Here is a 26094-nt window from a genome sequence, read left to right as displayed (position 1 = left end):
TAGATTATTAGGGAGGCATATTTATTTATATTACCCTTTTTATTTTATATTTGATTAATAAACAATGACTCCTTAGCTCAGTTGGTAGAGCAACAGACTCTTAATCTGTGGGTCCAGGGTTCGAACCCCTGAGGGGTCACAAAATATTCATTAAGCTTACATTGTTTTTTCTTGAAGAACTTACTGCAATTCCCTTGCTTTCATTATCCGTTAGGGTAAATCCTTCAAGTTCATCTGTTTTATCTGTTTCGATAACTTTTATAACTTCTTCACGGCCGTTTGCTAAGGATTTACTTAAATCAAGAAAAGTTAATCGCCATTTACGGCCTTCAACTTGATTTTGGATGAGAACTAATATGCCCTTGCTTTCTATAAAATGCAAGTTTTGGACCCATGGTGAACAAGTAAATTTTTTATAAAGTAAACCGCTTTCGCTTGTTTTATCTGCTTTGACAAGCTTAGCGGCATCATATAATCTAACTTCGTTTGCGCTAATGCCATAATCTGCAGTTGCCATAAACCATTTTCCATTATATTTTACGTATGCTGGTCGAGTGCCCTGAATACAGGCATCATCTTCTATAGTTTTTAATAGATTGCCATCTAAAGTTTTTCTTTTTAGAAATCCTGTCCAATTAATTGAATATATCATAGCTTTCCACAACGTTCCTTCTGCATTTTGACGTACAGAGTTTCCTACGAAAGTGGGCATTCCTTTTCTATAAGCAATTCCTGTTGGATGTTTAATCACATTTTCGCCTTTAATGGTAAAACGATATTCATTTTGCTGATAAATTAGCGAGTCGTTTTTAAAACTATACTCTCTCATTACACCAACCTCGCGGTCGCCATATAGAAAATACTTTCCATTTTGATAAGTAATGCCTTGACAGGCACCTAAAGAATCAAGTGTGAAAGATTTAGTGATGTTTCCTGAAATTGGTTGGTAACTGAATGTAGTCAACACCAGGCCTGTTAATATTGCAGCGCTTAAAAGTTTCATGTTAAGGATCTAAAGGTTCGTCAAAATCAATTTGTAGTGACATGGTATTGGGATAAAATTCGACCTCAGTCTCACTTAGTTTTTGTCCGATTTTGTAAGGGTAATATCCAAGTTCCTTTTTACAGCCTTCTGCTAGTAAACCTTCTATGTAAGGAATTGTTGATTTAGTTGTGCTTACCAATCCGGGCTTATCCATTGGCATACCATAGCGAAACATCAAACGGATACAATTGCGTAAATTAGTTGTAGTGTGCCTTGCATGAGTCTCAATGATTACCGCATTTTCAGGAATATTTAAAGTATTTACCATGAATTTTTTCATTTCATATGCCTCGCTATATTTTGTTTTATAAGGATGAACCCTTCCGCCAGATACGACAATAAAAGGTGCCATACCCTTGAGGTATTGAATAGCCGCAATTCTGCAGCGTATGATGCCACCTGCACTTAATTCAGTTTCCTTATCTTCTGGTCCTGCACCAGGAACCAGAATTACGCTGTATTTGTAATTATTGAAATTTGTTTTTTTGATTTGCCCAACTACCGATTGGTTAATACCTGTAGCCATTGGTTCGTAATCAGCAGCTTCTAATCTGCCATTTAATTCTAGTGCACCTAAAGCAAAATTCATCGATGGCTCAAAAAAGAGTTTTTTATCACCAGTTACACTAAGCATTATATTTGAAGCAACAAGTTCAGGGTATTGTTTATCGTTTTGACTGAAAGCGATAGAATCTATTTTAGGATAATTTGGTTTTTTACCTTCAACATAGACACCAATTGCATAGTTGATTGCTTTTGCATCTTGTTCCCAGGCCTTCAACAAAACTTCTTTTTCAGGTAAATCAGAAAATAAGCCATAACAGCCCGATGGTAATAAGTGTGTCTTCAAGGTTTTTCCAAAAACGTTGTTTATCTTATATAAAGCGTTTAGTCTTTCATTTACTAATGAAATTTCTGCTTCACTAAACTTTATTGTGTTGGCATAACAGGAAATGTCTTGTCCACAGGTTTTTATAGCATTTGCGGCATTGTTTGTTTTATCCTTTAACAGCTTTTGTAATACCTCATCTTCCGTTATGGCTTTCCTCAAATCCGGGATTTCGTGCATAAGGTTTAGTAGGTAATAACTTTTATACTGAATGTATGGGTAAGATTGGTTTTTACCAATAACTAACTGGTAAGACTGACTAACATTCTTTGGTTGTGCATTTACCTGAAATAAAAATAACCAAAGGAGCAGAAGTGTAAATGATATCCTCATGAAATAAATTTTTGCAAGCTGCCATGTTCCATTAAGAGCATATTAATGGTGTATTAATTTTATGAGGATAATTTTTGTTAAGAATGGCGGCTAAACCGTGTTTTAAAATTTTTGCACTAAAACGTTATTGCAGAGTTAACATTAGTTATACATAGTGTTAAAAGTACACTTATACTTTTGCCTTAATTAAAGCGATCAAAAAACGAGCTTGTTTTTAATTAAAATAATTTGCCTATGTGAATCTGATCTCTACATGCCTTTAAAAACATTAATCCATAAATTATTCAAAATCATTACTAAAACAAAAAGATGACATCATTTTTTTTCAGTGCAGGTATTAAAAATACGTGCAGAAAATTGCTTTTGCCTTTAGGATTACTTGCAATTTGTAATTCGCCAATTATGGCTTTAAATAAATATGCAAGCGATATATCTGTTCTCAAAAGTAAAGTAGTTTTTACCATAAGCGGTGTGGTAACAGATAATAAGCAGCTACCGATTCCAGGTGTAAGCATTTATGATAAAAAAACTAAAAAAACTACTGTTACAGATAGCAACGGAAAATATTCAATTTCACTAGATGAAGCTGCAACCTTAGTTTTTACTTTTGTTGGCTACGATGCACAGGAAGTTTCAGTATCTGCAACGCAAACTTTAAATATATCTTTAAAGGAAAGTACCAATATGCTCGATGAGGTGGTAGCTATTGGTTATCAGAAAATCAGGAAATCTGATGTAACAGGAGCAATTAGTAGCGTTAAAGCGGCCGAACTTAACTTAACCTCGCCAACAGTTGGCCAGGCTTTGGTTGGAAAGGTTGCGGGTGTACAGGTTTCTCAAACTAGTGGTGCGCCGTATGCAGGTACAAAAATTAGGGTACGTGGAATTGGTTCAATTAATGCAAGTTCCGATCCACTATATGTAATTGATGGTTATCCGGCAGGAAATAATGTTTCTATAAACCCCGAAGATATCGAAAGCATAGATATTTTAAAAGATGCTGCCTCGGCTGCTATTTATGGTTCAAGGGCATCTGGTGGTGTAGTTTTAATTACCACAAAAAGAGGTCAGGATGGTAAAGGCCGTTTTGAATATGATGTTCAGGGTGGCGTATCTCAATTGGCAAAAAAAATCAATTTATTGGATGCCGATCAGTTTATTCAGCTGCTTATCGATGGGCGTAATAATGCATATAAAGATTTATGGGTAAATTCAGGTAAAACCTGGAACGATACGATGTTCGGAGATAACAATACCACTCGTATTGCCAATGTTGGTAATGGAAGTAGCGTAAGTATCCCGACTGATTTATATAATTTCTCTACTCAACAAGCTATTCCTGCAAAGTATAATACAGATTGGCAGGATGAGTTGTATAGAAATGCAGCTTTTCAGCGTCATAACCTTTCTTTCTCAGGTGGAAATAAAGACGTTAGGTATTTTATGAGTGGCGGTTACCAAGATAATGATGGTATTGTTACCAGTACCAATCAGAAGGTAATCAATTTCAGGGCAAATATAGATGGAAATGTGAGTGAACGCTTGCATGTTGGTGCAAACATATCGTACACACAAAACAGCAACCGTGAAGTTCAGGAAGGTCGTTATAATTTAAGCCCGATGATGTCGGCTTTAATATACTTGCCATATTTACCTGCCAGAGATGCCAATGGCAACCCGATACAATTCGGAATGGCTTCGTTAGCATCAGTTTATGGCATTCAAAACCCTGAAAACCCACTTGCAACAGTAGAACAATTAAAAATTTCTAGAAAAGGCGATAGAAGTTCTTACAATGCAAATGCCGATTATAAAATTATTGATGGCTTAACCTTTAAAACCAATGTGGGTATGCTAACGTATAGCGAGAAATATGATTATTATTTGCCTACGAGTTTAAGCAATGGTAATAACCCACCATATTCTACAGCTTCATTAGCTGCGGCAAATGCAATTGCTCAAAATTTAAAACAAATTGATCAATTGGCTGAATTTACCTTAAACTACAACAAAACTTTTGGTAAACATAAACTTGATGTTTTAGCGGGTTATTCTGCTCAAAAAACAACAAGCGATTTAATTCGGGTTTCTGCAAAGGGATTTCAGAATGATAATATTGGCGAAATTACAGATAAAGGTGCTGATGCAAGTTTCTTTGCTTTAGATAATGCGGCAAAATCGACCAATACTTTGCTTTCCTATTTTGGTCGTTTCAGCTATAATTACGCTGGAAAATATTTCTTAAGCGGTTCCTTCCGGCGAGATGGTTCATCACGATTTGGCCCGTTAAATAAGTATGGCAATTTCCCGTCTGTTGCAGCTGGATGGAATTTATCGGAAGAGGATTTTTACAAAAACTTTCTTGGTGAGCAATCTACAGTTAAAATTAGGGCAAGCTGGGGTTTAAGTGGTAACAATAACATCCCTAACTACAGAACACAACAGGAGATGAATGCGCCTGGAGGTGTTGTTTTTGGTAATACAATTTCAACGGCAATCTGGCCTAATGCCATTCAGGATGGAAACCTGGGTTGGGAATCCACTTCTCAATATAATTTTGGTGCTGATATTGGTTTATTCAAAAACCGGGTATCGGTTATTGCCAATTACTACCTCAGTTATTCATATAACTTATTATTTAATCAATCTATATCAGCAATATCTGGTACTTCATCCATCCTAACTAACCTGGCTGATAGTAAAATACGCAATAAAGGTTTTGATATACAGGTTGATGGAAGAATTGTACAGAAAGAAAACTTCACCTTAGGTTTAAGTGGTAACATCTCTTTAAACAGAAATAAAGTTTTAAATATGGGTGGTGCGAGTACCATTTTAACCAACGGTGCGGAGCGTTCGTACTTAACGCATATTACTCAAGAAGGACAACCAGTTGGTATGTTTTACGGATTTAAGGTTTTGGGTCGTTTAACTGCAGATAATGTTGGTAAAGTTGCACCCTCGGCATCAGCAACCAATCCTGCAAAAATTGGTGATTTGTATTTTCAGGATACAGATGGAAATGGCATAGTTAACGATGCTGATAAAACAGTTATCGGTACGCCATACCCTAAATTTACGTATGGTTTTGCGTTAAATACCTCTTATAAAACAATCGATTTAAGGGCATCTTTCAACGGTTCATACGGTAACCAGGTATTAGATGGACAGGATTATTATCTGTATAACTTTGAAGGTTCTGGAAACCAGTATGCAGAAGTTGCCGATCGTTACAGAAATGAAGCAAATCCTGGAAGTGGCTTAAACTATCGTGCCTCCCGTGCAGGTACACAAAGTAATAGTACGCGTTTATCATCATTTTACATCCAGGATGGTTCTTATTTCAGGTGTACCAACATTACTTTGGGCTACACTTTTGCTAAATCTTTGGCAAGCACACTTAAAGTAAGCAATGTTCGTGTTTATGCTAGTGTAGATAATGCCTTTACCATTACCGATTATAAAGGTTATAACCCAGAGGTTGATTACAGTGGCGGCTCTAACTTAACACCTGGTGTTGATTACGGAAATTATCCTTTGGCAAGAACCTATAACCTTGGCGTTAAATTAACCTTCTAGAATTTACTAAAATGAAAAAATATATTTTATTTCCGGCTTTGAGCATCGTTTTGGCTTTAAGTTCATGTAAAAAAGAATTTTTGCAACAAACCAACCCAAATGCTGTTACGGTTGAAAATTATTTTAAAACAGAAAACGATGTATTGCTTGCCGTAAATGGTGCTTACCAATCGTTAAGGAGCAGCAATACCATTGGCGAAAATAGTGGCTTGTTTACTGATGAACGATCGGATGATGCCGGTCGTAACGATAACCAGAGTAATGCAGGTGAGCCATTTCAGTTTAACGATTTCTCCTTGTTGCCAAGTAATTCGTACTTAAAGACACATTGGCTGGCGCTTTACCAATCAATTACACGAAGTAATGTTATACTTTCTAATATTGATAAGGCTACATTTACAACTGTTGCAAATAAAAATATTTACAGCGCTGAAGCAAAGTTCATCAGAGCCATTATGTATTTTGAATTGGTTAGAAAATGGGGTCCGGTACCTTTGGTAACCAAACAGCTTTCAACTACTGAGGAGGTAACAGCTAGTACATATCGTGTGCCTGAAGCTGATGTTTACGCACAAATCGTATTGGACTTAAAAGATGCTTTAAATAGTGATTTACCAAACTTCCAGCCTGTGTCAGGAATTGGGCGCACATCTAAAGCGGCAATAAATGCCTATTTGGGTAAGGTTTATTTAACCATGGCTGCGACGCTTTCGGCTAGTAAAACTGAAAATTTAGCAAGTGCAAATACATATTTACTGGCGGCATATAACATGCGTGCTTTCGGAAGTTTATCTGAAATTCCTTATGCCGATGTTTTCGATGTGGCTAAAAAAACAACTTGTAAAGAATTGATTTTTCAGATTTCTTACAAGCAGGGCGACCTTAATTATAGCTCAAGCATAGCGGCCAATAACCAGGCACGTGGCGAAACCATTAACTCTTTAAAAGTTTCTACAGGCATCGGTGGGAATGTTAAACTCGATTTAATCAACGAGTACGAAACCGGCGATTTACGTAAAGATTTTTCGGTAAAATATGCTAATGATGCCAACGTTAAAGATTGGTTCGTTACAAAATTCCGTGATGCAAGTGCTGCGGCAACTGTTAATGGCTATGGTGGTAACGATTGTATTTTGATGCGTTATGCAGATGTAATTTTAATGCTGTCTGAGGTAGCTAACCTTCAGGGAAATGATGCTTTGGCAACACAATATCTGGATATGGTAAGAGTAAGAGCCGGGAGACCACTTTATGTTGTTGCTAAAACTGATCCGGCTTATGTTACTAAATTCCCTACAATGAAACTGGCTATTTTACATGAAAGACGTGCTGAACTTGCTTTTGAACACCAGAGATGGTTCGATTTAATCAGAAACTTTACCGCGACAGAGTTGGCAACTTATTTAAAAGCTAAAACACAGGCTTCTTATGGCATTGCGAAACTATCTAATGTAACTACAAAAGATCGGTATTATCCGATTCCGTTTGATGAAGTAAAGTTGGATCCCGCGAAAATGTATCAAAATCCTGGTTATTAGATTCACATCATTCTGATAAATTTGGGAATCCTAATAGAGATAGTTTTTAGCATTAGGATTCCCAATTAAATTAGGAATTACAATTTTTCAGAAATATAAATATTTCATAAATACATTCTTTTGTAGGTAATAAATGAAAAAATTAATTAAAATAGTATACCTAACCTTTGTTTTGGCATTTGCTATTCTGGGTGTTAATGCACAAAATCCTGATAAAAAACTTGCTTCGGTTTTTAATAAAAATAATAAAGAAATTTTAGTTGCTGCTCATCGTGGTGATTGGAGAAATGCACCTGAAAACTCTATGAAAGCGCTTTTAAATAGTATCGAAAAAGGTTTTGATATTATGGAGCTTGATGTGAAGATGACTAAAGACAGCCAGATGGTGGTAATGCACGATAATACCATAGACAGAACAACAAACGCAAAAGGTAAGGTTAGTGATTATACGTTACAGGAAATCAGGAAATTCAAATTAAAAAATGGACTTGGCAGAATAACCCCTCATGGCATTCCAACAATGGAGGAGATGATGCTTGCAGCAAAAGGTAAAATTATTATTAATGTAGATAAAGGTAACGACCACTTAAAAGAGGTTTTCAATATTCTTCAGGAAACAGGTACATTAAACCAAGCTATTGTTAATGTTGGAGATAATATTGATTATACAAAATTAAAAAGTAATGAAGCTATTCCAGATGAAGCTTACCTTATGGTTGTGGTTAACATGAAAAGGGATGATGTAACTTCGATTTTAAACAGCTACTTGCCAAATAAGAAAAGTATTATTCAGCCAATTTTCGATACAGATACTTTGAAAAATCTAAATACTATACCGGAAATAGCAAAAAAACAAGTTGTTTGGCTTAACAGTTTATGGCCATCTTTAAATGGTGGTCATGATGATGATAGGGCAGTAGAACAAAACCAAAAAACGGAAAGCTGGGGTTGGTTAATCGCTAAAAAACCATCAATACTGCAAACAGATAGGCCCACAGATTTGCTTATTTATCTAAAACAATCAGGATTATATCATAAATAATTACTTTATCAGTTAATAATTAATAGGTGAAACTTGTTTTAAAATAGTGGCATTGCAAAATACCTTCAAAACTAAAAGCTTACTTTCCAAAAGCCTACGGTATACTATTGAGTTAAATGTTCCATATCCCTCACTAACTCGAAAAGTAAAATAAGAATTACCCCAAAAGAAGTTAATTAATCAGGTTAATATTAGTTTGATTAATTCATTGGGATTGCCAACTTTGTAAGTCATAAGAAAACTAACCAAAATGAAAAAGTCCCTTCTGTTAATAGCGCTAATCTCTTTATTTATATCGAAATCATTCGCTCAAAATAAGCCACCCTTTTGGGATGATGTGCAAACGATAAAAAAATACGATCAGCTGTTTAAAACACCGGTTAATCCTGTACTTTTTGTGGGCAGTTCATCTATCAGGAAGTGGGATGATTTAACGCAGGTTTTTGCAAAATACAATGCCTTAAATCGTGGTATTGGTGGTGCAGTAATAAATGATATTACTTTTTATTTGAATGATGTTGTTTTTCCTTACCAACCTCGCCAAATTGTACTTTATGTTGGCGAAAATGATATTGTTAACGATAATGTAACTGCAGATACGGTTCTGAATAGAACCAAAGCATTGTTTAAAGCCATCAGGGCTAAATTGCCGAACACACCAATTGCCTATATTTCTATTAAGCCAAGTCCAAGTCGTGATAAATTTAGAGCCAAAGCCCTAGCATCCAACGAGCTTATTAAGCAATTTTTATCAGGCGAACAGAATACTTCTTTTATTGATATTTTCCCGCAAATGCTTAAGGATGGTAAATCCCGCAATGAACTTTTTGTAGGGGATATGCTGCACATGAATGCTGAAGGTTATGCAATTTGGCAAAAGGCGGTTAAACCTTACCTTATTAAAAAGTAAAACGTTTTTACAGGGTTAGAGAATTAAATTTATATAGCTATTTTTGTATAAATCCTCCTTTTCTAACCATGAGAAAATTCCTGCTTGCTTTAGTTTTTTTTATTGCCTCATTTTCATCATACGCACAAGATTTGCTTGGCATACCGCAAGTTGTTAATTATAATAATGAGCAATATAATGGTGGTGTGCAAAATTGGGATGTTCAGCAAGATAAAAACGGAATACTTTACTTTGGCAACAATGAGGGGTTATTAACTTTCAACGGGCGCTTTTGGAATTTATATCGTCTGCCAAATTTTACTTCTGTCCGTTCGCTAGGTATTGATTCTAAAAACAGAATTTATGTTGGTGCACAAGATGAAATCGGTTATTTCTTTCCTGATGATCATGGCATTTTAAAATATCATTCATTGCTGGATTTGGTGCCAGAAAATTTGCGCAAGATTGCCGATATCTGGGATATTTCCATCATTAACGATGAAGTTTTTTTTCGTTCTGTAAATCTTGTTTTACATTTTAAGGATGATGTAATCAAAGCTTACAAGCCTTCAGAATCTTGGTCGTTTTTAGGGAAAGCAAATAATAAAATTTATGCTCAATCTAAAAATTCGGGCTTGTTGGTTTACGACAAAGAACTTTGGAAGCCTGTATGTACAGATGAGGTTCTAAAGCAATCATCCATCACATCTATTTGTACTTATAGTGGTGATACATTATTGGTATCTACCCTAAAGAAGGGTTTTTTCCTCCTACATAATAATCAGCTTTTGCCTTTAGTTACAAAGCTCGATAATATTTTTTTTAACGATAGAATCTTTTTCGCCAACCAGATAAATAAAAATCTTTACGCCGTAGGTACCACATCTGGTGGAGTTTACCTCATGAATAAACATGGCGAATTGGTGCAAAAATATAATTATAGGGAGGGTTTACAGAACAATAACGTTAGAGGGATTTTGCTGGATTATGATAAAAATATGTGGCTTGCGCTTGATGATGGAATTGCCTACGTAGCCATAAATAGTGCTATTAAAAGTATATCTCCTGATAGAAATAAGCAAATTACCAGTTACGCTTTTAGAAAAGTTAATCAGAATATTTATGTAGCTACTTCCAATGGTCTTTATACTTCAAAGCTAAATACCAATAGTCTAGATTTAAGTTTATCACCAGTAAATTTCGAAGAGGTAAAAAATACCAAAGGCCAGGTTTGGGGCTTGGATGAAATCAACAACCAGCTTATCATGGCTCATGAAGATGGTTCATCGATTATAAACAACAATGTTGCAACACCTATTTATTCATTACCAGGAACCTGGATGTTTCAGCCTTTGGAGAATGTTTTTCCTGCAAAAAACGTTCTTGCTGGTACTTATTTGGGCTTGCAAAAAATAAACTATACCAATGGTGTATTTAAAAACGGTGGAGAAATTAAAGGTATTTCAGAAACGCTGCGGTTTATTGTTGTGGATAATGATGACAACATCTGGGCTTCACATCCTTATCACGGTGTATACAAAATCCAATTATCGGATGATAGGAGTAAGGTAATTAAAACCACACTTTTTTCTGATAAAAATGGCTTGCCTTTTAAGTTGTACAACTATGTTTATCGAATTAAAAATAGGGTAGTTATTGCAACAATTGATGGGATTTACGAATACGATCAAAAGCTAAATCGATTTTCGAGGGTTAAAATGTTTGGCAATGCTTTAAATAAAATTGCTATTCAATATTTAAAGGAGGATAATGAAGGTAATGTATGGTTTGTAAGCAATAAGAAAGTTGGCATCATCGATTTTCATAAACCTTCGGGTTCAAATGCATTTAGTATATTTTACTTGCCAGAGTTAGATGGAAAAGTTGTTGGTGGCTTCGAAAACATTTATACCCTTGATAATGAAAACGTTTTTATTGGCGCAAATAAAGGCGCATATCACATTAATTACGATAAATATTTAGATAATATTTCAACACCAAAGGTGGTAATTGGTAGTGTTAAATTGCTTTCTCAAAAGGACAGCACTGTGTTTGGTGGTTATTTTTTAAAAAGTGGCGCGCTCTCTGCCAATCAAGATTTAGCTAAAATACCGGAATATAAAAATGCTTTAAACTCTATACATTTTGAATTTGCTTCAACACTTTTTGAGCATGAGAAAAATACAAAATTTAGCTATCAGCTGGTTGGTTTTGATGATGAATGGTCGGCATGGAACAATAAAAGCGAAAAAGATTACACGAATTTACCTGCAGGGAAATACACCTTTAACGTAAAGGGTAGAACCGATGTTGGTAACGAATCGGAAGTGGTGAGTTATACTTTTAGCATATTGCCTGCATGGTATAATACCATTTGGATGAAGATTCTTTACTTGATTATTTTTATATTGCTGATAAGGCTATTAATTATTTGGCAGAAGAAAAAGCACATTAAGGAGCAAGACAGGATGAGTTACCTGCATCAATTGGAAATTGACAGATCGGAAAAGGAAATTGTTAGGCTGCAAAATGAAAAATTAGAAGCTGATGTAAACTACAAAAATAAAGAGCTCTCTACCATGACCATGCATTTGGTACAACGGGGTAAAGTGCTGGCTAAGATAAAAGAAGTTATTTCTTCGGTAATTAAAAACAATGATGATGCAATTACCGAAAACTCTCCAAGCTTTAGGCATTTGATTCGTTTGATAAAAGACGTAGAAAAGAAAGACCAGGAATTGGAACATTTAAGTGTTCATTTTAACCATGTAAATACCGAATTCTTTAACAAACTGAAAGACCTGTATCCCGATTTAAGCCAGAACGATTTAAAATTTTGCGCTTACCTGTGCATGAATTTATCATCAAAAGAAATGGCACAATTAATGAATATTACCATAAAGGCAGTAGAAGTTGGTCGATATAGGTTAAGAAAGAAACTCCAGTTAAAACCTGAAATCAATCTTTATGAGTTTTTGGTTGACATTTCCCGTCAAAAAATGGCCTAATTGGGGCTTATTTTATCGTTTGCTTTAATTTTCATAGGTAAATTTTAAGTGTCTGATTATCAGAGGTAAAATTTTGTTTTGTAGTGTGTATGTAGTGCCAAAAGTAGGGTTAAATCATTAGAATTTGCGCTTTGTAGGGTTTGTGTAGCATGTCGAAATTGCATCAAACAAAATCACATACATAGATTTGAAATGAGTTATGGAACCAAACCATACTCTAGCTAACCAAATATTAACTTAAAATTATTTTCTATGAGAAGAAGATTTACATTCGTATTCTTCATTTACTGTATCATGGCATTTCCGATGGCATTATTTGCTCAGGATATTACAGTTACAGGAAAAGTAACAGACCAGAAAGATGGCGCTCCGCTTCCCGGTGTTACTGTTAAAGTTGATGGCACAACTCGTGCTGCATCTACAGACCCTAACGGATTATTTACCATTCAGGCACCAGTAGGCGGAAAATTATCCATTAGCCAGATTGGTATGGTATCGCAAACCATTACAATTCCTGCAAGCGGAAAAATTAACATTTCATTACTAACCGATTCTAAAGATTTAAGTGAGGTTGTAGTTGTTGGTTACGGTACACAAAAGAAAAGTTTGGTAACAGGTGCTATCTCAAGCGTTAAAGCTGCCGACCTTGAAAATCAACCTACTACAACGCGTTTAGAACAAGCCTTACAAGGTAGAACTTCAGGTTTAACCATTGCCGCACAATCTGGTCAGCCAGGTTCCGCATCTACGGTAAGGTTACGTGGTTTCACTTCATTTGGCGGTAAAAACGATCCACTTTGGGTAATTGATGGTGTGGTGGTAGATAACGGTGGTATCGGCTATTTAAACCAGTCAGATATCGAATCAATCGAAGTATTAAAAGATGGTGCTTCTGCTGCAATTTATGGTACTCGTGCAGCATCAGGTGTAATTTTGGTAACTACCAAAAAAGGTAAAGCCGGAAGTTTAAATTTAACCTACAACGGTTACTATGGTGTGGCTCGTGCGGCTAAAAAATTAGAACTATTAAACGCCACGCAGTATGCAACATTAAGAAACGAATCTTATCTAAATGACTTTACAGGTACAACACCAACATTACCTTATCCAAATGCAGCATCACTAGGTGAGGGAACAGATTGGCAATCGTTAATTTTTAACAATAGCGCTGCTCGTCAAAATCACGAAGTGAGCATTAGTGGTGGTAGCGAGAAATCTACTTTCTTCTTATCTTTCGGATATTTCAAAGTTGATGGTATCGTTTCTACAGAGGTTTCAAAATACAATCGTGCAAACATTCGTATTAACTCAACCCACAAATTGTATAAATGGTTAACCATTGGCGAAAACTTAGGTTATAGCCACTCTATCACAAATGGTATTGGAAATACAAATAGCGAATTTGGTGGTCCGTTAAGTTCGGCTATCAATTTAGATCCCCTTACACCGGCAGTTATAACAGATCCAGCAGTATTTAATGCTCCTCCTTATAGCAATCAACCTGTTTTTAGAGATGCAAATGGTTTCCCTTATGGAATTTCGACACGTGTTGCGCAAGAAATAAGCAATCCTTTAGCAAGTATTAAACGCCAGATTGGAAATTACAGCTGGGATCACAACATTGTTGGTAATGCATTTTTAGAAGCTGAGCCAATTAAAGGATTACGTTTCCGTTCTACTTTAGGCTCTAAACTGGCTTTTTATGGTAGTGATGGTTTTAACCCGATCTATTATTTAAATTCATCAACAACAAATACAAGAACACAGTTTTCGAGAAACATTAATTATGTAATTACTTACAATCTTGAAAACACTTTATCTTACACAAAATCATTAGGTAACCATAATTTAAGCTTATTGGTTGGTCAGGGTTCATATAGTGATGGATTTAGCCGCAGTGTAAGTACAACATTCTTTGATGTACCTGCAACCGATTTTTATTCTGCTTCGATGAGGTTTAAACCTGTAGCTGCTAACAGAACATCTGATGGTAGTGAAGGTACAGACCACAAAATCTTCTCCTTATTTTCTCGTTTAACGTATGATTATAATGAAAAATATTTATTCTCAGCATTAATCAGACGAGATGGTTCATCTAGGTTTGGCGCTAATAATAAATATGGTTATTTCCCATCTGGTCAAATTGGTTGGGTGCCAACTAAAGAAGATTTCTTCCCTCAAAATGATTATGTAAACTTTTTAAAAATTAGAGCGAGTTATGGTGTTACCGGTAACGATGGTATTGGCGATTTTGCTTATGTACCAACCGTTGGTAGTGGTAGAAACTACACTTTTGGTAACGCTAACGTGGTTAATATTGGTTATAGTCCAAATGCATCTGCTAACCCTGATTTGAAATGGGAAGAAACCAGATCTACAAATATTGGTATCGATGCAACCATCTTCAAAGATTTCTCTTTAACGGCAGATATCTATAAAAAGAAAACGGTTGGTATTCTTCAAAACCCACCTGTTCCTGGCTATATTGGTAGTGGTAGCCCTGCTGCAAACATTGCAGACATGTCTAACAAAGGTTTGGAGTTTGAACTTTCTTACCGTAAACAAGTTGGTCAGTTTGGTTTAAACATTAGTGGTAATGGTTCATTCATTAAAAACACGATTGATAAATTGAGTCCGGGTATTAATTTTATTGATGATAGCCAGGCAACTTTCCAAACTTTAGGAAACATCACACGTACACAAATCGGCCATTCGTATAATGAGTTTTTTGGCTACGTAAATCAAGGAATTTTTCAATCACAAGCAGAAATTAATGCTTACACTGGTCCAAACGGGCAACCTTTGCAGCCTTTAGCAAAACCAGGTGATGTTAAATTTGCCAACTTAAATGGTGATAACCTTATTAATGAGAGCGACAGAGATTTTATTGGAAACGGTTTACCAAACTTTACATACGGCTTAACCATAAACTTAACGTATAAAAACTGGGATTTAATTGCTTTTGGTAGTGGTGTAGCAGGAAATATGATTTTCCAGGGTATCAGAAGATTAGATATTCCCAATGCAAATTATTCTACAGCCAGATTAGACAGATGGACGCCTACAAACCCATCAACTACTCAGCCGAGATTAACAGATGCAGATCCAAACAAAAACTTAACTAAATTCTCATCATTATATTTAGAAAAGGGAGATTATTTCAGGTTGAGAACTTTCCAGATTGGTTATACCATTCCTAAAACGCTAACCGATAAAATCGGATTGAAAAAGTTCAGAGTGTATGCATTATCTGAAAATTTATTTACAATAACAGGTTACAGTGGTTACGATCCAGAATTGGGATCAAACAATAGCGGTAACGCATTTAGTATAGATCGTGGAGTATATCCACAAGCTCGTTCGTTCGTATTTGGTTTAAATGCTAATTTTTAAAAAATTAAAAATGAAAAGAAAAATTACTTATGTAATTGTAATCCTGGCTGGATTGCAATTATTTGCAGGGTGTAAAAAATACTTAGAAATTAGTCCTCAAGAGCGAGTTCTTTTGGATAATTACTACAAAACACCTGCTGATGCTTTTGCAGCATTGGTTTCTATCTACGATAGATTTGGCGCTCAGGCTGGTGGTTTGTACGATAAAGTTGCAATTATGTCTGCAGCTTCTGATGACCAGGTTGCAGGCGGTGGTGGTCCTTCAGATATCAATGATTTGCAAGTTGTAAATACATTCACCCTGAACCCAACAACTGGTCCGCAAGGTTATTTGTGGAATAAAGGTTATGCAGGTATCTTCCGTGCCAACGTATTCTTATCAAAAATTGGCGGCATAAATATGGATGCAACGCTTAAAGCTCGTTACACTGGCGAAGCTAAAGCGCTTAGAGCAATCTTTTATTTCGATTTGGTACGTTTCTTTAAAAACATTCCATTGCTAACTTCTGAGGTAGATCCAAAACAAATTTATGAGGTGTTGCAAGTTGCACCAGCGGAGGTTTATGCTTTAATCGAGAAAGATTTAACAGAAGCAATCCCAACTTTACCAAACACAATAACCGGAGCATCAGAAGGTGGAAGATTAACCAAAGGTGCTGCACAAGCAATGCTTGGTAAGGTTTATTTACAGCAAGCAAAATATGCACAAGCTGCAGAACAATTTGCAATTGTAAATGGCTCTACTCCTGGACAGGCAAATGCTACTTACGGTTATAAATTATTAACCAATTTTGGCGATTTATTTAAAGTGAACAACAAGTTTAATACAGAATCTATATTAGAAATTGTGCATTCTAACGCATCAAATGGTGGTTGGGGCGATGCAGGAGCATCTGAAGGTAACTTATTAAATATCATTGTTGGTCCACGTGGTTACAAACCAGTGTTGGCTTCGGCACCTGATTATTATTCGGGCTACAGCTTTTTGGTATTTACAAAAGAGTTTTTTGATTTCATCCACTTCGATCCAAGAAATAAAGCAACGGTTGCAAATTTAGATAGTTTGGAAAAAAATGGCATTGCTACTTACGAAAAAGGTTACCAAAATAGTGGGTACTTTTTAGAAAAAACCATTGGTCGCGTTGCTGATAAAGCGCCAACCGGACAAACGGAGTTGAATTTTCCTCAAGATTCGTACGAAATTCGTTTAGCCGATACTTATATGTTAGAAGCTGAGGCTGTTTTGCAAAGTGGTGGCGCAGTAGGTGCCGGAAGTCGTGCTTATCAATTGTTTAATGCAGTAAGAGCTCGAGTTGGATTAAACCCGGTTGCTGTTACTATGGATAACATTATGAGAGAAAGAAGAGCGGAGTTGGCTGGCGAAGGTCATCGTTTTCTTGATTTGGTTCGTTGGGGTAAGGCAGCAACAGTGTTGGCGTATAAAGGTTTTACTGCCAATAAAAATGAAATTTTCCCTATTCCTCAAGGCGAATTGAACAATACTAAAATATTGCAAAACAAAGAGTACGGAGGTACTAAATAATTTTTTAAGAGGCTGTATCATAAATCAAATAAGAAAATTAGTTTACTAGGCAAACTAAAACTTAGATTTTTGATACAGCCTTTTCTTAACGAGGAGAATCTTATCCCTCAAAAATAAACCCTAAATCATTAATTTAAATCACTTGCCAATATGAAATTTAAGGCGATAAGCTATTGTTTTGCTGTTATGTTTAGTATTTCAACGCTTCAATCAACTGCACAAAATAATGTAAGTTCATGGCTTACCAAGGCAGATAGATCGGTGCTTTTTGCCAAACAAACTGCGGTGCTAAAATTTTCATCAGAGCAAAATAAAAACCCAACCATTTTTGTAAATGATAAGGAAACTTACCAACCAATTGATGGATTTGGTTATACCCTAACAGGTGGAAGTGCGCAACACATCATTAAAATGTCGGCACCTGCAAGAGCAACCTTACTTAAAGAACTTTTCGCAACGGATGGAAACAATATTGGTGTCAGTTATATCCGCCTAAGTATTGGTGCTTCAGATTTAAATGAAAAAGTATTTTCTTATAATGATTTGCCCGAAGGAGAAACAGATTTACAGCAGGCAAAATTCGATTTAGGTTTAGATAAAGCTGATGTTATTCCGGTGATGAAGGAAATCCTTGCGATAAATCCAAAGATAAAAATCTTGGGCTCGCCGTGGTCTCCTCCCTTATGGATGAAAACAACATACGATGCTCGTGGAGGAATATTAAAGCCCGAATTTTATGAGGTTTACGCCAAATACCTTGTGAAATATGTGCAAGAAATGAAAAAGGAAGGCATTACGATTGATGCCATTACCGTTCAAAATGAGCCATTGCACCCAGGTAATAATCCAAGTTTATTAATGGTTGCTCCAGATCAGGCTATTTTTGTAAAGAAAAATCTTGGACCTGCTTTTGAAAAAGCCGGATTAAAAACTAAAATTATTATTTACGATCATAATGCCGATAGACCTGATTATCCAATTTCAATTTTGGATGATCCTGAAGCTAAAAAATATATCGATGGCTCTGCATTTCATTTATATGGAGGAAAAATTGAAGCATTGACCGATGTACATAATGCCCATCCTGATAAGAACATTTATTTTTCAGAACAAATGGTTGTAGAGGAACCTGGTTCATCAACCATAAATATTATCAACCCGGTTAAAAGATTAATCATAGGTGCAACACGCAATTGGAGCAGAAATGTTTTAGAGTGGAATTTAGCCGCCGATTTGGAAAATAAACCATTTACAGATAGAGGCGGTTGTCCAACTTGCCAAGGTGCGGTAACTATCGATAAAGATAAAGTGAGCAGAAACCTGGCTTATTATTCTGTTGCACATGCATCTAAATTTGTTCGTCCGGGTTCTGTTCGCATTGCATCAAATGAACCTTCGGGTTTATCAAATGTCGCATTTAAAACACCCGATGGCAAGAAGGTTTTAATCGTTGCCAATACCGGTAGTACAAATACAACTTTCAACATTAGTTATAACGGAAAAATAATTTCTACAACTTTAGAAAAAGGTTCCGTTTCAACTTACATCTGGTAAAATAACCCGCAATAACTCTACTATGTATTCAAAATATATAATGCTCCAATTTCAAAAACGTATTCAGCTTGTGTGCTTTCTTGGCTTAACGCTGTTATCATTTCAATCTGTTGCCCAAGGCTTTTTAAAAGCCGAAGGAAAGAAAATTGTTAATGCCAAAGGCGAGAATATTTTACTTCGTGGCTTTGGTTTGGGTGGATGGATGCTGCAGGAAGGTTACATGCTAAAAATAAATAAAGACGGGCAACAACATAAAATTAGAGAAAAGCTCGAAGATTTAATGGGCACTAAACAAACCCAAGAGTTCTACGATGCCTGGTTAAATAATCATACCCGAAAAATTGATATCGATTCGTTAAAAGCCTGGGGGTTTAATTCTATTCGTTTACCTATGCACTATAACCTTTATACTTTACCTGTAGAAAAGGAACCTGTGGCTGGTAAAAATACCTGGTTAGATAGAGGTTTTGCTTTAACAGATAGTTTGCTTGCCTGGTGTAAAGCCAACAAAATGTACCTGATATTGGATTTGCATGCAACACCTGGCGGACAAGGAAATGATACCAATATCGCAGATAGAGACGATTCAAAACCTATGCTTTGGGAAAGTGAAGCCAATCAGCAAAAAACAATTGCACTTTGGGCAAAGCTTGCCGAGCGATATAAAAATGAGGAATGGATTGGTGCTTACGACATTATTAATGAGCCTAATTATGGTTTTACAAATCCTGCTGATGATAAAAATGGAACGAAAGAGAAAGTAAATGCTCTGCTAAGAAAACTAATGGTAGATATCACCAAAGCAATACGAAATGTTGATGAGAAACACATCCTAATTATAGAAGGCAATGGTTGGGGAAACAATTACAATGGCATTTTTCCTTTATGGGATAAAAATATGGTGCTTAGCTTTCATAAATATTGGAATTATAATGACCAGGCTTCCATATCAAATATGATAAAAGCCAGAGATGAGCAAAATGTACCAGTGTGGCTAGGCGAAACTGGTGAGAATTCAAACACCTGGTTTACAGATGCCATCAGCCTTTTAGAACGAAATAATATTGGTTGGGCTTGGTGGCCATTAAAAAAAGTTGGCTTTAATAATCCAATGGAAATACGCTCCAACCCAAATTACAATAGTGTAGTAAATTACATAAATAATGGTGGCGACAAACCTAAAGAAAGCAATGTTTATAGCGGTTTAATGGAATTAGCGATTTACACTAAATTGGAAAATACAATCATCCATAAAGATGTTATCGATGCCATGATTCGCCAGCCACATTCTAATGAAACTAAACCATTTAAAGCACATAACATAAAAAATGGCGCTATAATTTATGCAGTTGATTACGATTTAGGAAAAAACAATTATGCCTATTTCGATTTGGACACAGCAGATTACCATACCGTAACCAATAAAAGAACAGCAGGTAATCGTGGACGAATATATAGAAACGATGGAGTTGATATTTCGAAAGATTCTGTGTTGTATGAGAAGTATTTTGTTAATAGCATCGAAAAAGGAGAGTGGTTGCAATACACCGTAAATGTATTATCAAAAGGAAATTACACTTTGAAATTAAATACCGCATCTGCAAATAACGATGGCAAATTAACAATATCCATTAACGGAAAAACTGTTGCTTCAGGCATTCAGGTTCCAAAAACCGATGGGGCAAAAAAGTTCGCAACCTTCGATTTACCAAATATTCCTCTTGCTGCTGGTAAACAGGTTATAAGGGTTATTTCAGATACAGGCGGTTATAATTTTAGCTATATTCAATTTGTAAAATAAGCAGAAAGCACTTGTGTTAAAAGGTAACAAACGCGTAATTTTTATTTTAGGTGTCATGATGCTGGTCATCCTGGCACTTTCGCGTTGTATTAGTGAGGCTGATAACATACCACCCGATTCTAGGGGAGAAAATTATGCTGGTGCTGCAAGCTGCGTAAAATGCCATGCTGATGTTTCTAAATCATTTGTACATAATGCACATGGATTAAGTTCTGGTAGTGTAGATAACAACAAACTTGAAAAATTGGTTGCTGCTGATGATAATACTTTTGCTTTTAACGAACGGCTGAAAATTAAAGTAGAACGAAGAGATAGCGGGTTTTACCAGGTTGGCTACCTAGATGGTAAGCAAGTTAGAGCAGAACGATTTGATATTTATTTTGGTTCGGGAGAGAAAGCATTTACCTATGCCTATTGGAAAGGTAATAAATTATTTCAGTTGCCACTATCTCATTTCTCAGAAATTAATACCTGGGCTAATAGTCCGGGTTTTCCGGCCAATGCGATGTATTTCGATAGGCCAATTACTAAACGTTGCTTGCAATGCCACAGCTCATTTATTAAAACAGAAATCAAAGAAACCACTTCGCTATCTACAGAAGAAGACCTGCAAAAAGGAACTTTAATTAGCGGAATAGATTGCGAACGTTGCCATGGTCCGGCTAAAGAACATGTAGTTTTTCACTTGGAAAATCCCGAAGAAAAGAAACCTAAATTTATTGCCATTTATAAAACCTTAAGTAGAAAACAAAAAATGGATGCTTGTGGAGTTTGCCATTCAGGCAACACGTTAACATCCATTCAAGATGTTTTTAATTTTAAGCCGGGAGATAACCTTGATAACTTTTATGCACAAGATTTTGTTTCTTTTAGTGGCGACAATCCCGATGTTCATGGGAACCAAACTGCAATGTTAAAAGGCAGTCTCTGTTACCAAAAAAGCGAAATGACTTGCCAATCTTGCCACAACACGCATGAAAATGTAAAAGGCAACATGCTGGTATATGCTCAAAGATGCATGAGTTGCCACCAAACACAAAAGCACAGCGCAAAAACTTTAGCAAAAGGTTTTTTAAAAGCAAATTGTATTAACTGCCACATGCCAATGCAAGTATCAAAATTAATATCGTTTCAAACAGCAGGGAATAAGAACGTTAATCCATATTTATTAAGATCTCATCATATTGGTATCTATCCTAATCAGTAATAATTTGTTTATACCGGTATAAATTTATCCGTTAATTTAGATAACTGTAATTTGTACATTTGCATTTCAATTGTAAATACATTTTCTCTTTATGCCGATAAAACATTACCTGCCATTTTTTTTACTTTTCTTTTTTTACAATTTCGCGGCGGCTCAAAATAAATTTAACCTTAGCGGTACAATTCGCGATGCCAATACGGGTGAAACATTAATTGGGGCTACCGTTAAGTTAGTTGGTAAAACTTCTGTCGGCACTTTAACAAATAGTTATGGCTATTATGCATTAACGCAACCCGAAGGCGAATACACCGTGGTAGTTAGTTATACGGGTTATGTTTCCATCACTAGAACCATCACTTTAAATAAAGATATTAAGTTAAACGAAGAACTTAAATCGGCAAATGATTTGGATGAGGTTACCGTAAGTGCAGCAAATCGAAAAAATGAAAATGTTCGTAGCGCACAAATGGGTTTAGAGCGGGTTGATATGAAATCTCTAAATTCTATTCCCGTTTTGCTGGGTGAAAAAGATATTTTAAAAACGATACAATTGTTACCCGGTGTAAAATCAGGCGGCGAAGGTAATACGGGTTTTTACGTTCGTGGTGGTGCTGCGGATCAGAATTTAATTATCCTCGATGAAGCTGTAGTTTACAATTCATCGCATTTATTAGGCTTCTTTTCAACCTTTAACGCCGATGCAATTAAAGATGTTAGTCTTTACAAAGGTGGTATGCCTGCACAATATGGTGGTAGGTTATCATCAGTTTTAGATGTTAAAATGGATGACGGTAACAATAAAGAATTTAAGTTTCAGGGTGGTATTGGTTTAATCGCATCGAGGTTTAAAGCCGAAGGACCGATTGTAAAAGACAAAGGCTCTTTTATGGTGAGTTTTCGAAGAACCTATATCGATTTGTTTTTAAGGCTATCGCCCGATTCGGCAATTAATGGAAGTACACTTAACTTTTATGATATAAACGCCAAAGCCAATTACAAGATAGACGATAAAAACACCATTTATTTGTCCGGTTATTTTGGTAAGGATAATATTGGCGTAAAAGATTTGTTTGAAAACAATTGGGGTAATGTGACTACAACCTTGCGTTTAAATCATATTTTTAGCGACAGGCTTTTTTCCAATACATCATTAATTTACAACAACTACAACTATACGGTTAGATTGTTAAACGACGTTACTAATTTTAAGGCAACATCCCTGGTTCGCGATTTTAACTTCAAACAGGATTTTCAATATTTTAGCAACAAACACACCATTCGTTTTGGTTTAAACACGACACATCATCGTATTTCTCCAATTGATATTACCACTACACAAGAATCTCAGGTAAATCCACTAACTCAACAAAAACGTTATGGATTGGAAACAGCGGCTTATATTTCTGATGAATGGGCGGTTACAGAAAAGCTAAATTTTCTATACGGTCTTCGCCTTGCAGCGTTTTCGTTATTAGGTCCTGGTAATTTTAGCACTTATGATAATGCAGGCAACATCTTAGCTACTGACAGAGCCGAGAGTGGTAAATTTTATAAAAACTACCTCAATCTGGAGCCTCGCTTCTCGCTAAGTTATCTTTTTAATGATGAAAATTCTGTAAAAGCATCTTACAACCGCAATACGCAAAACATTCATATTTTAACAAATGCTACTTCAAGTTCGCCCACAGATCAATATGTTTTAAGCAGCAATAATATTAAACCCGAAATTGCTGATCAGGTTTCATTGGGTTATTTTAAAAATCTGGAAGATAATAACTACGAACTCTCAGGAGAGGTTTATTATAAATGGCTGCAAAACCAAATCGATTATAAAAATGCAGCCCAATTACTTGCCAATAGTAACATAGAATCAGAATTACTATATGGAAGCGGACGAGCTTATGGCCTGGAACTATTTTTAAAAAAGAAATTCGGTAAACTTAATGGCTGGGTAGGATATACTTTATCGCGTACGGAAAGAAAATTCGCTGAATTAAATAACGGAAATTATTTCCCGGCAAGGCAAGATAGAACACACGATATTTCGGTTGTTGGCATTTATAATTTGAACAAACGATGGACATTTTCTTCGAGTTTTATTTATAGTACGGGTAACGCAGTAACTTTTCCGGCAGGGAAATATGCTATTAACAACCAAACTGTTTTTTATTATACAGAAAGAAATGCCGGGCGAATGCCATATAATATGCGATTAGATTTAAGCGCAACGCTTGAAGGAAAAAATAAGGGTAGATTTCAATCCAGCTGGAACTTTGGCATTTATAATGCTTTAGCAAGAAAAAATCCTTATTCAATTGAGTTTATTAACGATCCGAATGACCCAAGTAGAACAGTGGCAGAACAAACCTCTTTATTTGGTTTAATCCCTTCGATAACCTGGAATTTTAAATTTTAACATGATGAAAAAATTTTTAATGTACTTTTCAATAGCATCTATACTTTTCTCCTCATGTAAGAAAATTATTGAAATAGATACCAACAACGCCGAGCCACAATTGGTAATAGAAGGGAAAATTGACAATAGGTTACTTGCTCAACAAATAAAAATAAGTAAATCTATTGCTTATGATGGACAGAATAAATACCCATCTGTTTCTGGCGCAGTTGTTACCGTGAGTGATTCAAGAGGAAATATTTATAATTTTGCAGAAACTCAGCCAGGTATTTATGCTTTTGGAATGCGTGGCGTACCAGGTGTTACTTATACAATGAAAGTAGTTGTTGAGGGTAAAACTTATACGGCAACCTCTAAAATGCCTGCTATTGTTAAGTTAGATTCTATTGGTATTGTAAGCAATAATTTCTTTGGCAACGAACGAAAAACTGCTGCCGCTTACCTTGTTGATCCAAAAAGTGAAACCAATTTTTATCATTTCAATTTATATGTTAACGACAATGCTTCTCAACGATTTTATGTGTCTAACGATCGCCTGACCGATGGAAATCAACTCAGGATACAGCTATTTTTCAAATCCGGCAACGATAATAACGATAGTGATGAATTGAATAGTAAAGATAAGGTGAAAGTAGAAATGGAAACCATAGATTCTAACATATTTGATTACTGGTATGCATTAAGCGAGCAGTCTGGTCGTGGTCCAAATCAGGGTACAACACCAGCAAACCCAACCACTAATATATCTAATAATGCATTAGGCTATTTTAGTGCCCATACCTATCAAGCACTTAATATTATAGTGCCATAATATTGTTAGAAACATCTTAAAAATTTTGCTGTTAACTATAGTATGAAAGTTTTTATAAGTGGCAATATTGCAGAAAGCGGGGTTAAATTATTGGAAGAAAACAACATAGCTGTAACCTGGTGGAAAGAAAACAGACAAATTACGGTTAAAGAATTAATTGGCGCCTGCCAGGATGTTGATGCTTTTATAAGCGTTGGGCCAAATAAAATTAATGCCGATTTTCTTAATGCTTGCAAGCATTTAAAAGTTATTGCCTTGCATGCTGTTGGTTTTGATAATGTTGATATTAAAGAAGCAAAAAGCTTAAATATTCCTGTCGGAAATACACCTGGTGTTTTAAGCGGAGCCACTGCCGATACCGCTTTTTTATTAATGCTTGCTGTTTCCAGAAAGGCATTTTACCTGCATAAAAAAATTATTAACGGGCAGTGGCAAAATTATGAGCCAACACCAGAACTTGGAATTGAACTGAACGGTAAAACCTTAGGTATTTTTGGCATGGGTAAAATTGGAATGGAAATGGCAAAAAAATGTATTGGTGCTTATGGAATGCAGGTAGTTTACCATAACAGGAATAAAAACGAAGAAGCAGAAAATGAAATTGATGCAAAATATGTTTCTTTTGATGAATTACTTAAGCAAAGCGATGTGCTATCTGTTCATACCACATTAACACCAGAAACAAAAGATAAGTTTAATATTGAGGTTTTTAAAAAAATGAAGCCTGAATCAATTTTCATCAACACTGCAAGAGGGGGAATTCATAATGAGCAAGATTTAATTTTTGCCCTTCAACAAAAAATAATTTGGGGTGCAGGCTTGGATGTTACTAATCCTGAACCAATGAATAAGGATAATTCTTTACTAAATATGGAAAGTGTTGCCGTTCTGCCACATATTGGTTCTGCAACGCAGAAAACTCGAAGTGCTATGGCAAATTTAGTGGCGAAAAATATTATTGCAGGTTTAAAGGGCGAAAAGTTGCCTCATCAGATTTGGTAAAATCTTTTTTGAAAGAAAAAAATAAGTTGCAGCAGGAAAGATTG

General features: G+C 35.7%; 15 protein-coding genes and 1 tRNA gene. 14 read left to right on the top strand and 2 right to left on the bottom strand.

Annotated features, from left to right (window positions below; all coding sequences use genetic code 11):
* The first annotated feature begins 66 nt into the window (after positions 1 to 66).
* Positions 67 to 139: transfer RNA gene (locus IEV50_RS01125), tRNA-Lys, on the top strand.
* Here the strand turns inward: IEV50_RS01125 and IEV50_RS01120 are convergent.
* Positions 137 to 1003 carry a hypothetical protein gene (locus IEV50_RS01120; RefSeq protein WP_188411418.1) on the bottom strand — a complete coding sequence of 289 codons (867 nt, stop codon included), beginning with the start codon at positions 1001 to 1003 and terminating at the stop codon, positions 137 to 139. The genes IEV50_RS01125 and IEV50_RS01120 overlap by 3 nt on opposite strands.
* Before the next feature lies 1 nt (position 1004).
* Positions 1005 to 2267, bottom strand: a complete 1263-nt coding sequence (locus tag IEV50_RS01115) for a YdcF family protein (RefSeq protein WP_188411417.1) — start codon at positions 2265 to 2267, stop codon at positions 1005 to 1007.
* A 309-nt stretch (positions 2268 to 2576) separates the two neighbouring features.
* Here IEV50_RS01115 and IEV50_RS01110 point away from each other — a divergent pair, with 309 nt between their 5' ends.
* From IEV50_RS01110 to IEV50_RS01050, 13 genes are all read left to right on the top strand, one after another.
* Complete coding sequence (locus IEV50_RS01110; RefSeq protein WP_188411416.1) at positions 2577 to 5846, top strand: SusC/RagA family TonB-linked outer membrane protein; 3270 nt, start codon at positions 2577 to 2579, stop codon at positions 5844 to 5846.
* Between the two features lie 11 nt (positions 5847 to 5857).
* Positions 5858 to 7384, top strand: coding sequence for a RagB/SusD family nutrient uptake outer membrane protein (locus IEV50_RS01105; RefSeq protein ID WP_188411415.1), 1527 nt, complete (start codon positions 5858 to 5860; stop codon positions 7382 to 7384).
* 133 nt (positions 7385 to 7517) lie between these two features.
* Positions 7518 to 8426 (top strand): glycerophosphodiester phosphodiesterase family protein, encoded by a 909-nt coding sequence (locus IEV50_RS01100; RefSeq protein WP_188411414.1) that lies wholly within the window; start codon positions 7518 to 7520, stop codon positions 8424 to 8426.
* A 250-nt stretch (positions 8427 to 8676) separates the two neighbouring features.
* On the top strand, positions 8677 to 9336 hold the full coding sequence (locus IEV50_RS01095; RefSeq protein WP_188411413.1) for a GDSL-type esterase/lipase family protein: 660 nt from the start codon (positions 8677 to 8679) through the stop codon (positions 9334 to 9336).
* Positions 9337 to 9404: 68 nt separating this feature from the next.
* The gene (locus IEV50_RS01090; protein ID WP_188411412.1) at positions 9405 to 12323 is read left to right on the top strand and encodes a triple tyrosine motif-containing protein; all 2919 of its coding nucleotides are present in this window, start codon (positions 9405 to 9407) and stop codon (positions 12321 to 12323) included.
* 252 nt (positions 12324 to 12575) lie between these two features.
* Positions 12576 to 15716: a SusC/RagA family TonB-linked outer membrane protein gene (locus IEV50_RS01085; RefSeq protein WP_188411411.1), complete on the top strand. Its 3141-nt coding sequence runs from the start codon at positions 12576 to 12578 to the stop codon at positions 15714 to 15716.
* Positions 15717 to 15726: 10 nt separating this feature from the next.
* Positions 15727 to 17259 (top strand): RagB/SusD family nutrient uptake outer membrane protein, encoded by a 1533-nt coding sequence (locus IEV50_RS01080; protein ID WP_188411410.1) that lies wholly within the window; start codon positions 15727 to 15729, stop codon positions 17257 to 17259.
* A 186-nt stretch (positions 17260 to 17445) separates the two neighbouring features.
* Positions 17446 to 18813, top strand: coding sequence for a glycoside hydrolase family 30 protein (locus tag IEV50_RS01075; protein ID WP_229746580.1), 1368 nt, complete (start codon positions 17446 to 17448; stop codon positions 18811 to 18813).
* Positions 18814 to 18853: 40 nt separating this feature from the next.
* Positions 18854 to 20614, top strand: a complete 1761-nt coding sequence (locus IEV50_RS01070) for a cellulase family glycosylhydrolase (protein WP_188411408.1) — start codon at positions 18854 to 18856, stop codon at positions 20612 to 20614.
* 55 nt (positions 20615 to 20669) lie between these two features.
* Positions 20670 to 21821 (top strand): multiheme c-type cytochrome, encoded by a 1152-nt coding sequence (locus IEV50_RS01065; protein WP_188411407.1) that lies wholly within the window; start codon positions 20670 to 20672, stop codon positions 21819 to 21821.
* Positions 21822 to 21912: 91 nt separating this feature from the next.
* On the top strand, positions 21913 to 24237 hold the full coding sequence (locus IEV50_RS01060) for a TonB-dependent receptor (protein ID WP_188411406.1): 2325 nt from the start codon (positions 21913 to 21915) through the stop codon (positions 24235 to 24237).
* A 1-nt stretch (position 24238) separates the two neighbouring features.
* The gene (locus IEV50_RS01055) at positions 24239 to 25048 is read left to right on the top strand and encodes a DUF4249 domain-containing protein (protein ID WP_188411405.1); all 810 of its coding nucleotides are present in this window, start codon (positions 24239 to 24241) and stop codon (positions 25046 to 25048) included.
* Between the two features lie 42 nt (positions 25049 to 25090).
* A complete protein-coding gene (locus tag IEV50_RS01050; protein WP_188411404.1) occupies positions 25091 to 26050 on the top strand; it encodes a 2-hydroxyacid dehydrogenase in 960 nt (319 codons plus the stop codon).
* Positions 26051 to 26094: the final 44 nt, after the last annotated feature.

Origin of the sequence: Pedobacter mendelii (assembly GCF_014635725.1) — a bacterium.
GTDB classification, from domain to species: Bacteria; Bacteroidota; Bacteroidia; order Sphingobacteriales; family Sphingobacteriaceae; genus Pedobacter; species Pedobacter mendelii.
This window is presented reverse-complemented; position numbering and strand designations above follow the sequence as displayed.

Coding starts and splice junctions, on each gene's coding strand:
- IEV50_RS01120 (WP_188411418.1), bottom strand. CDS start 1,003: ATGAAACTTTTAAGCGCTGCAATATTAACAGGCCTGGTGTTGACTACA.
- IEV50_RS01115 (WP_188411417.1), bottom strand. CDS start 2,267: ATGAGGATATCATTTACACTTCTGCTCCTTTGGTTATTTTTATTTCAG.
- IEV50_RS01110 (WP_188411416.1), top strand. CDS start 2,577: ATGACATCATTTTTTTTCAGTGCAGGTATTAAAAATACGTGCAGAAAA.
- IEV50_RS01105 (WP_188411415.1), top strand. CDS start 5,858: ATGAAAAAATATATTTTATTTCCGGCTTTGAGCATCGTTTTGGCTTTA.
- IEV50_RS01100 (WP_188411414.1), top strand. CDS start 7,518: ATGAAAAAATTAATTAAAATAGTATACCTAACCTTTGTTTTGGCATTT.
- IEV50_RS01095 (WP_188411413.1), top strand. CDS start 8,677: ATGAAAAAGTCCCTTCTGTTAATAGCGCTAATCTCTTTATTTATATCG.
- IEV50_RS01090 (WP_188411412.1), top strand. CDS start 9,405: ATGAGAAAATTCCTGCTTGCTTTAGTTTTTTTTATTGCCTCATTTTCA.
- IEV50_RS01085 (WP_188411411.1), top strand. CDS start 12,576: ATGAGAAGAAGATTTACATTCGTATTCTTCATTTACTGTATCATGGCA.
- IEV50_RS01080 (WP_188411410.1), top strand. CDS start 15,727: ATGAAAAGAAAAATTACTTATGTAATTGTAATCCTGGCTGGATTGCAA.
- IEV50_RS01075 (WP_229746580.1), top strand. CDS start 17,446: ATGTTTAGTATTTCAACGCTTCAATCAACTGCACAAAATAATGTAAGT.
- IEV50_RS01070 (WP_188411408.1), top strand. CDS start 18,854: ATGCTCCAATTTCAAAAACGTATTCAGCTTGTGTGCTTTCTTGGCTTA.
- IEV50_RS01065 (WP_188411407.1), top strand. CDS start 20,670: ATGATGCTGGTCATCCTGGCACTTTCGCGTTGTATTAGTGAGGCTGAT.
- IEV50_RS01060 (WP_188411406.1), top strand. CDS start 21,913: ATGCCGATAAAACATTACCTGCCATTTTTTTTACTTTTCTTTTTTTAC.
- IEV50_RS01055 (WP_188411405.1), top strand. CDS start 24,239: ATGATGAAAAAATTTTTAATGTACTTTTCAATAGCATCTATACTTTTC.
- IEV50_RS01050 (WP_188411404.1), top strand. CDS start 25,091: ATGAAAGTTTTTATAAGTGGCAATATTGCAGAAAGCGGGGTTAAATTA.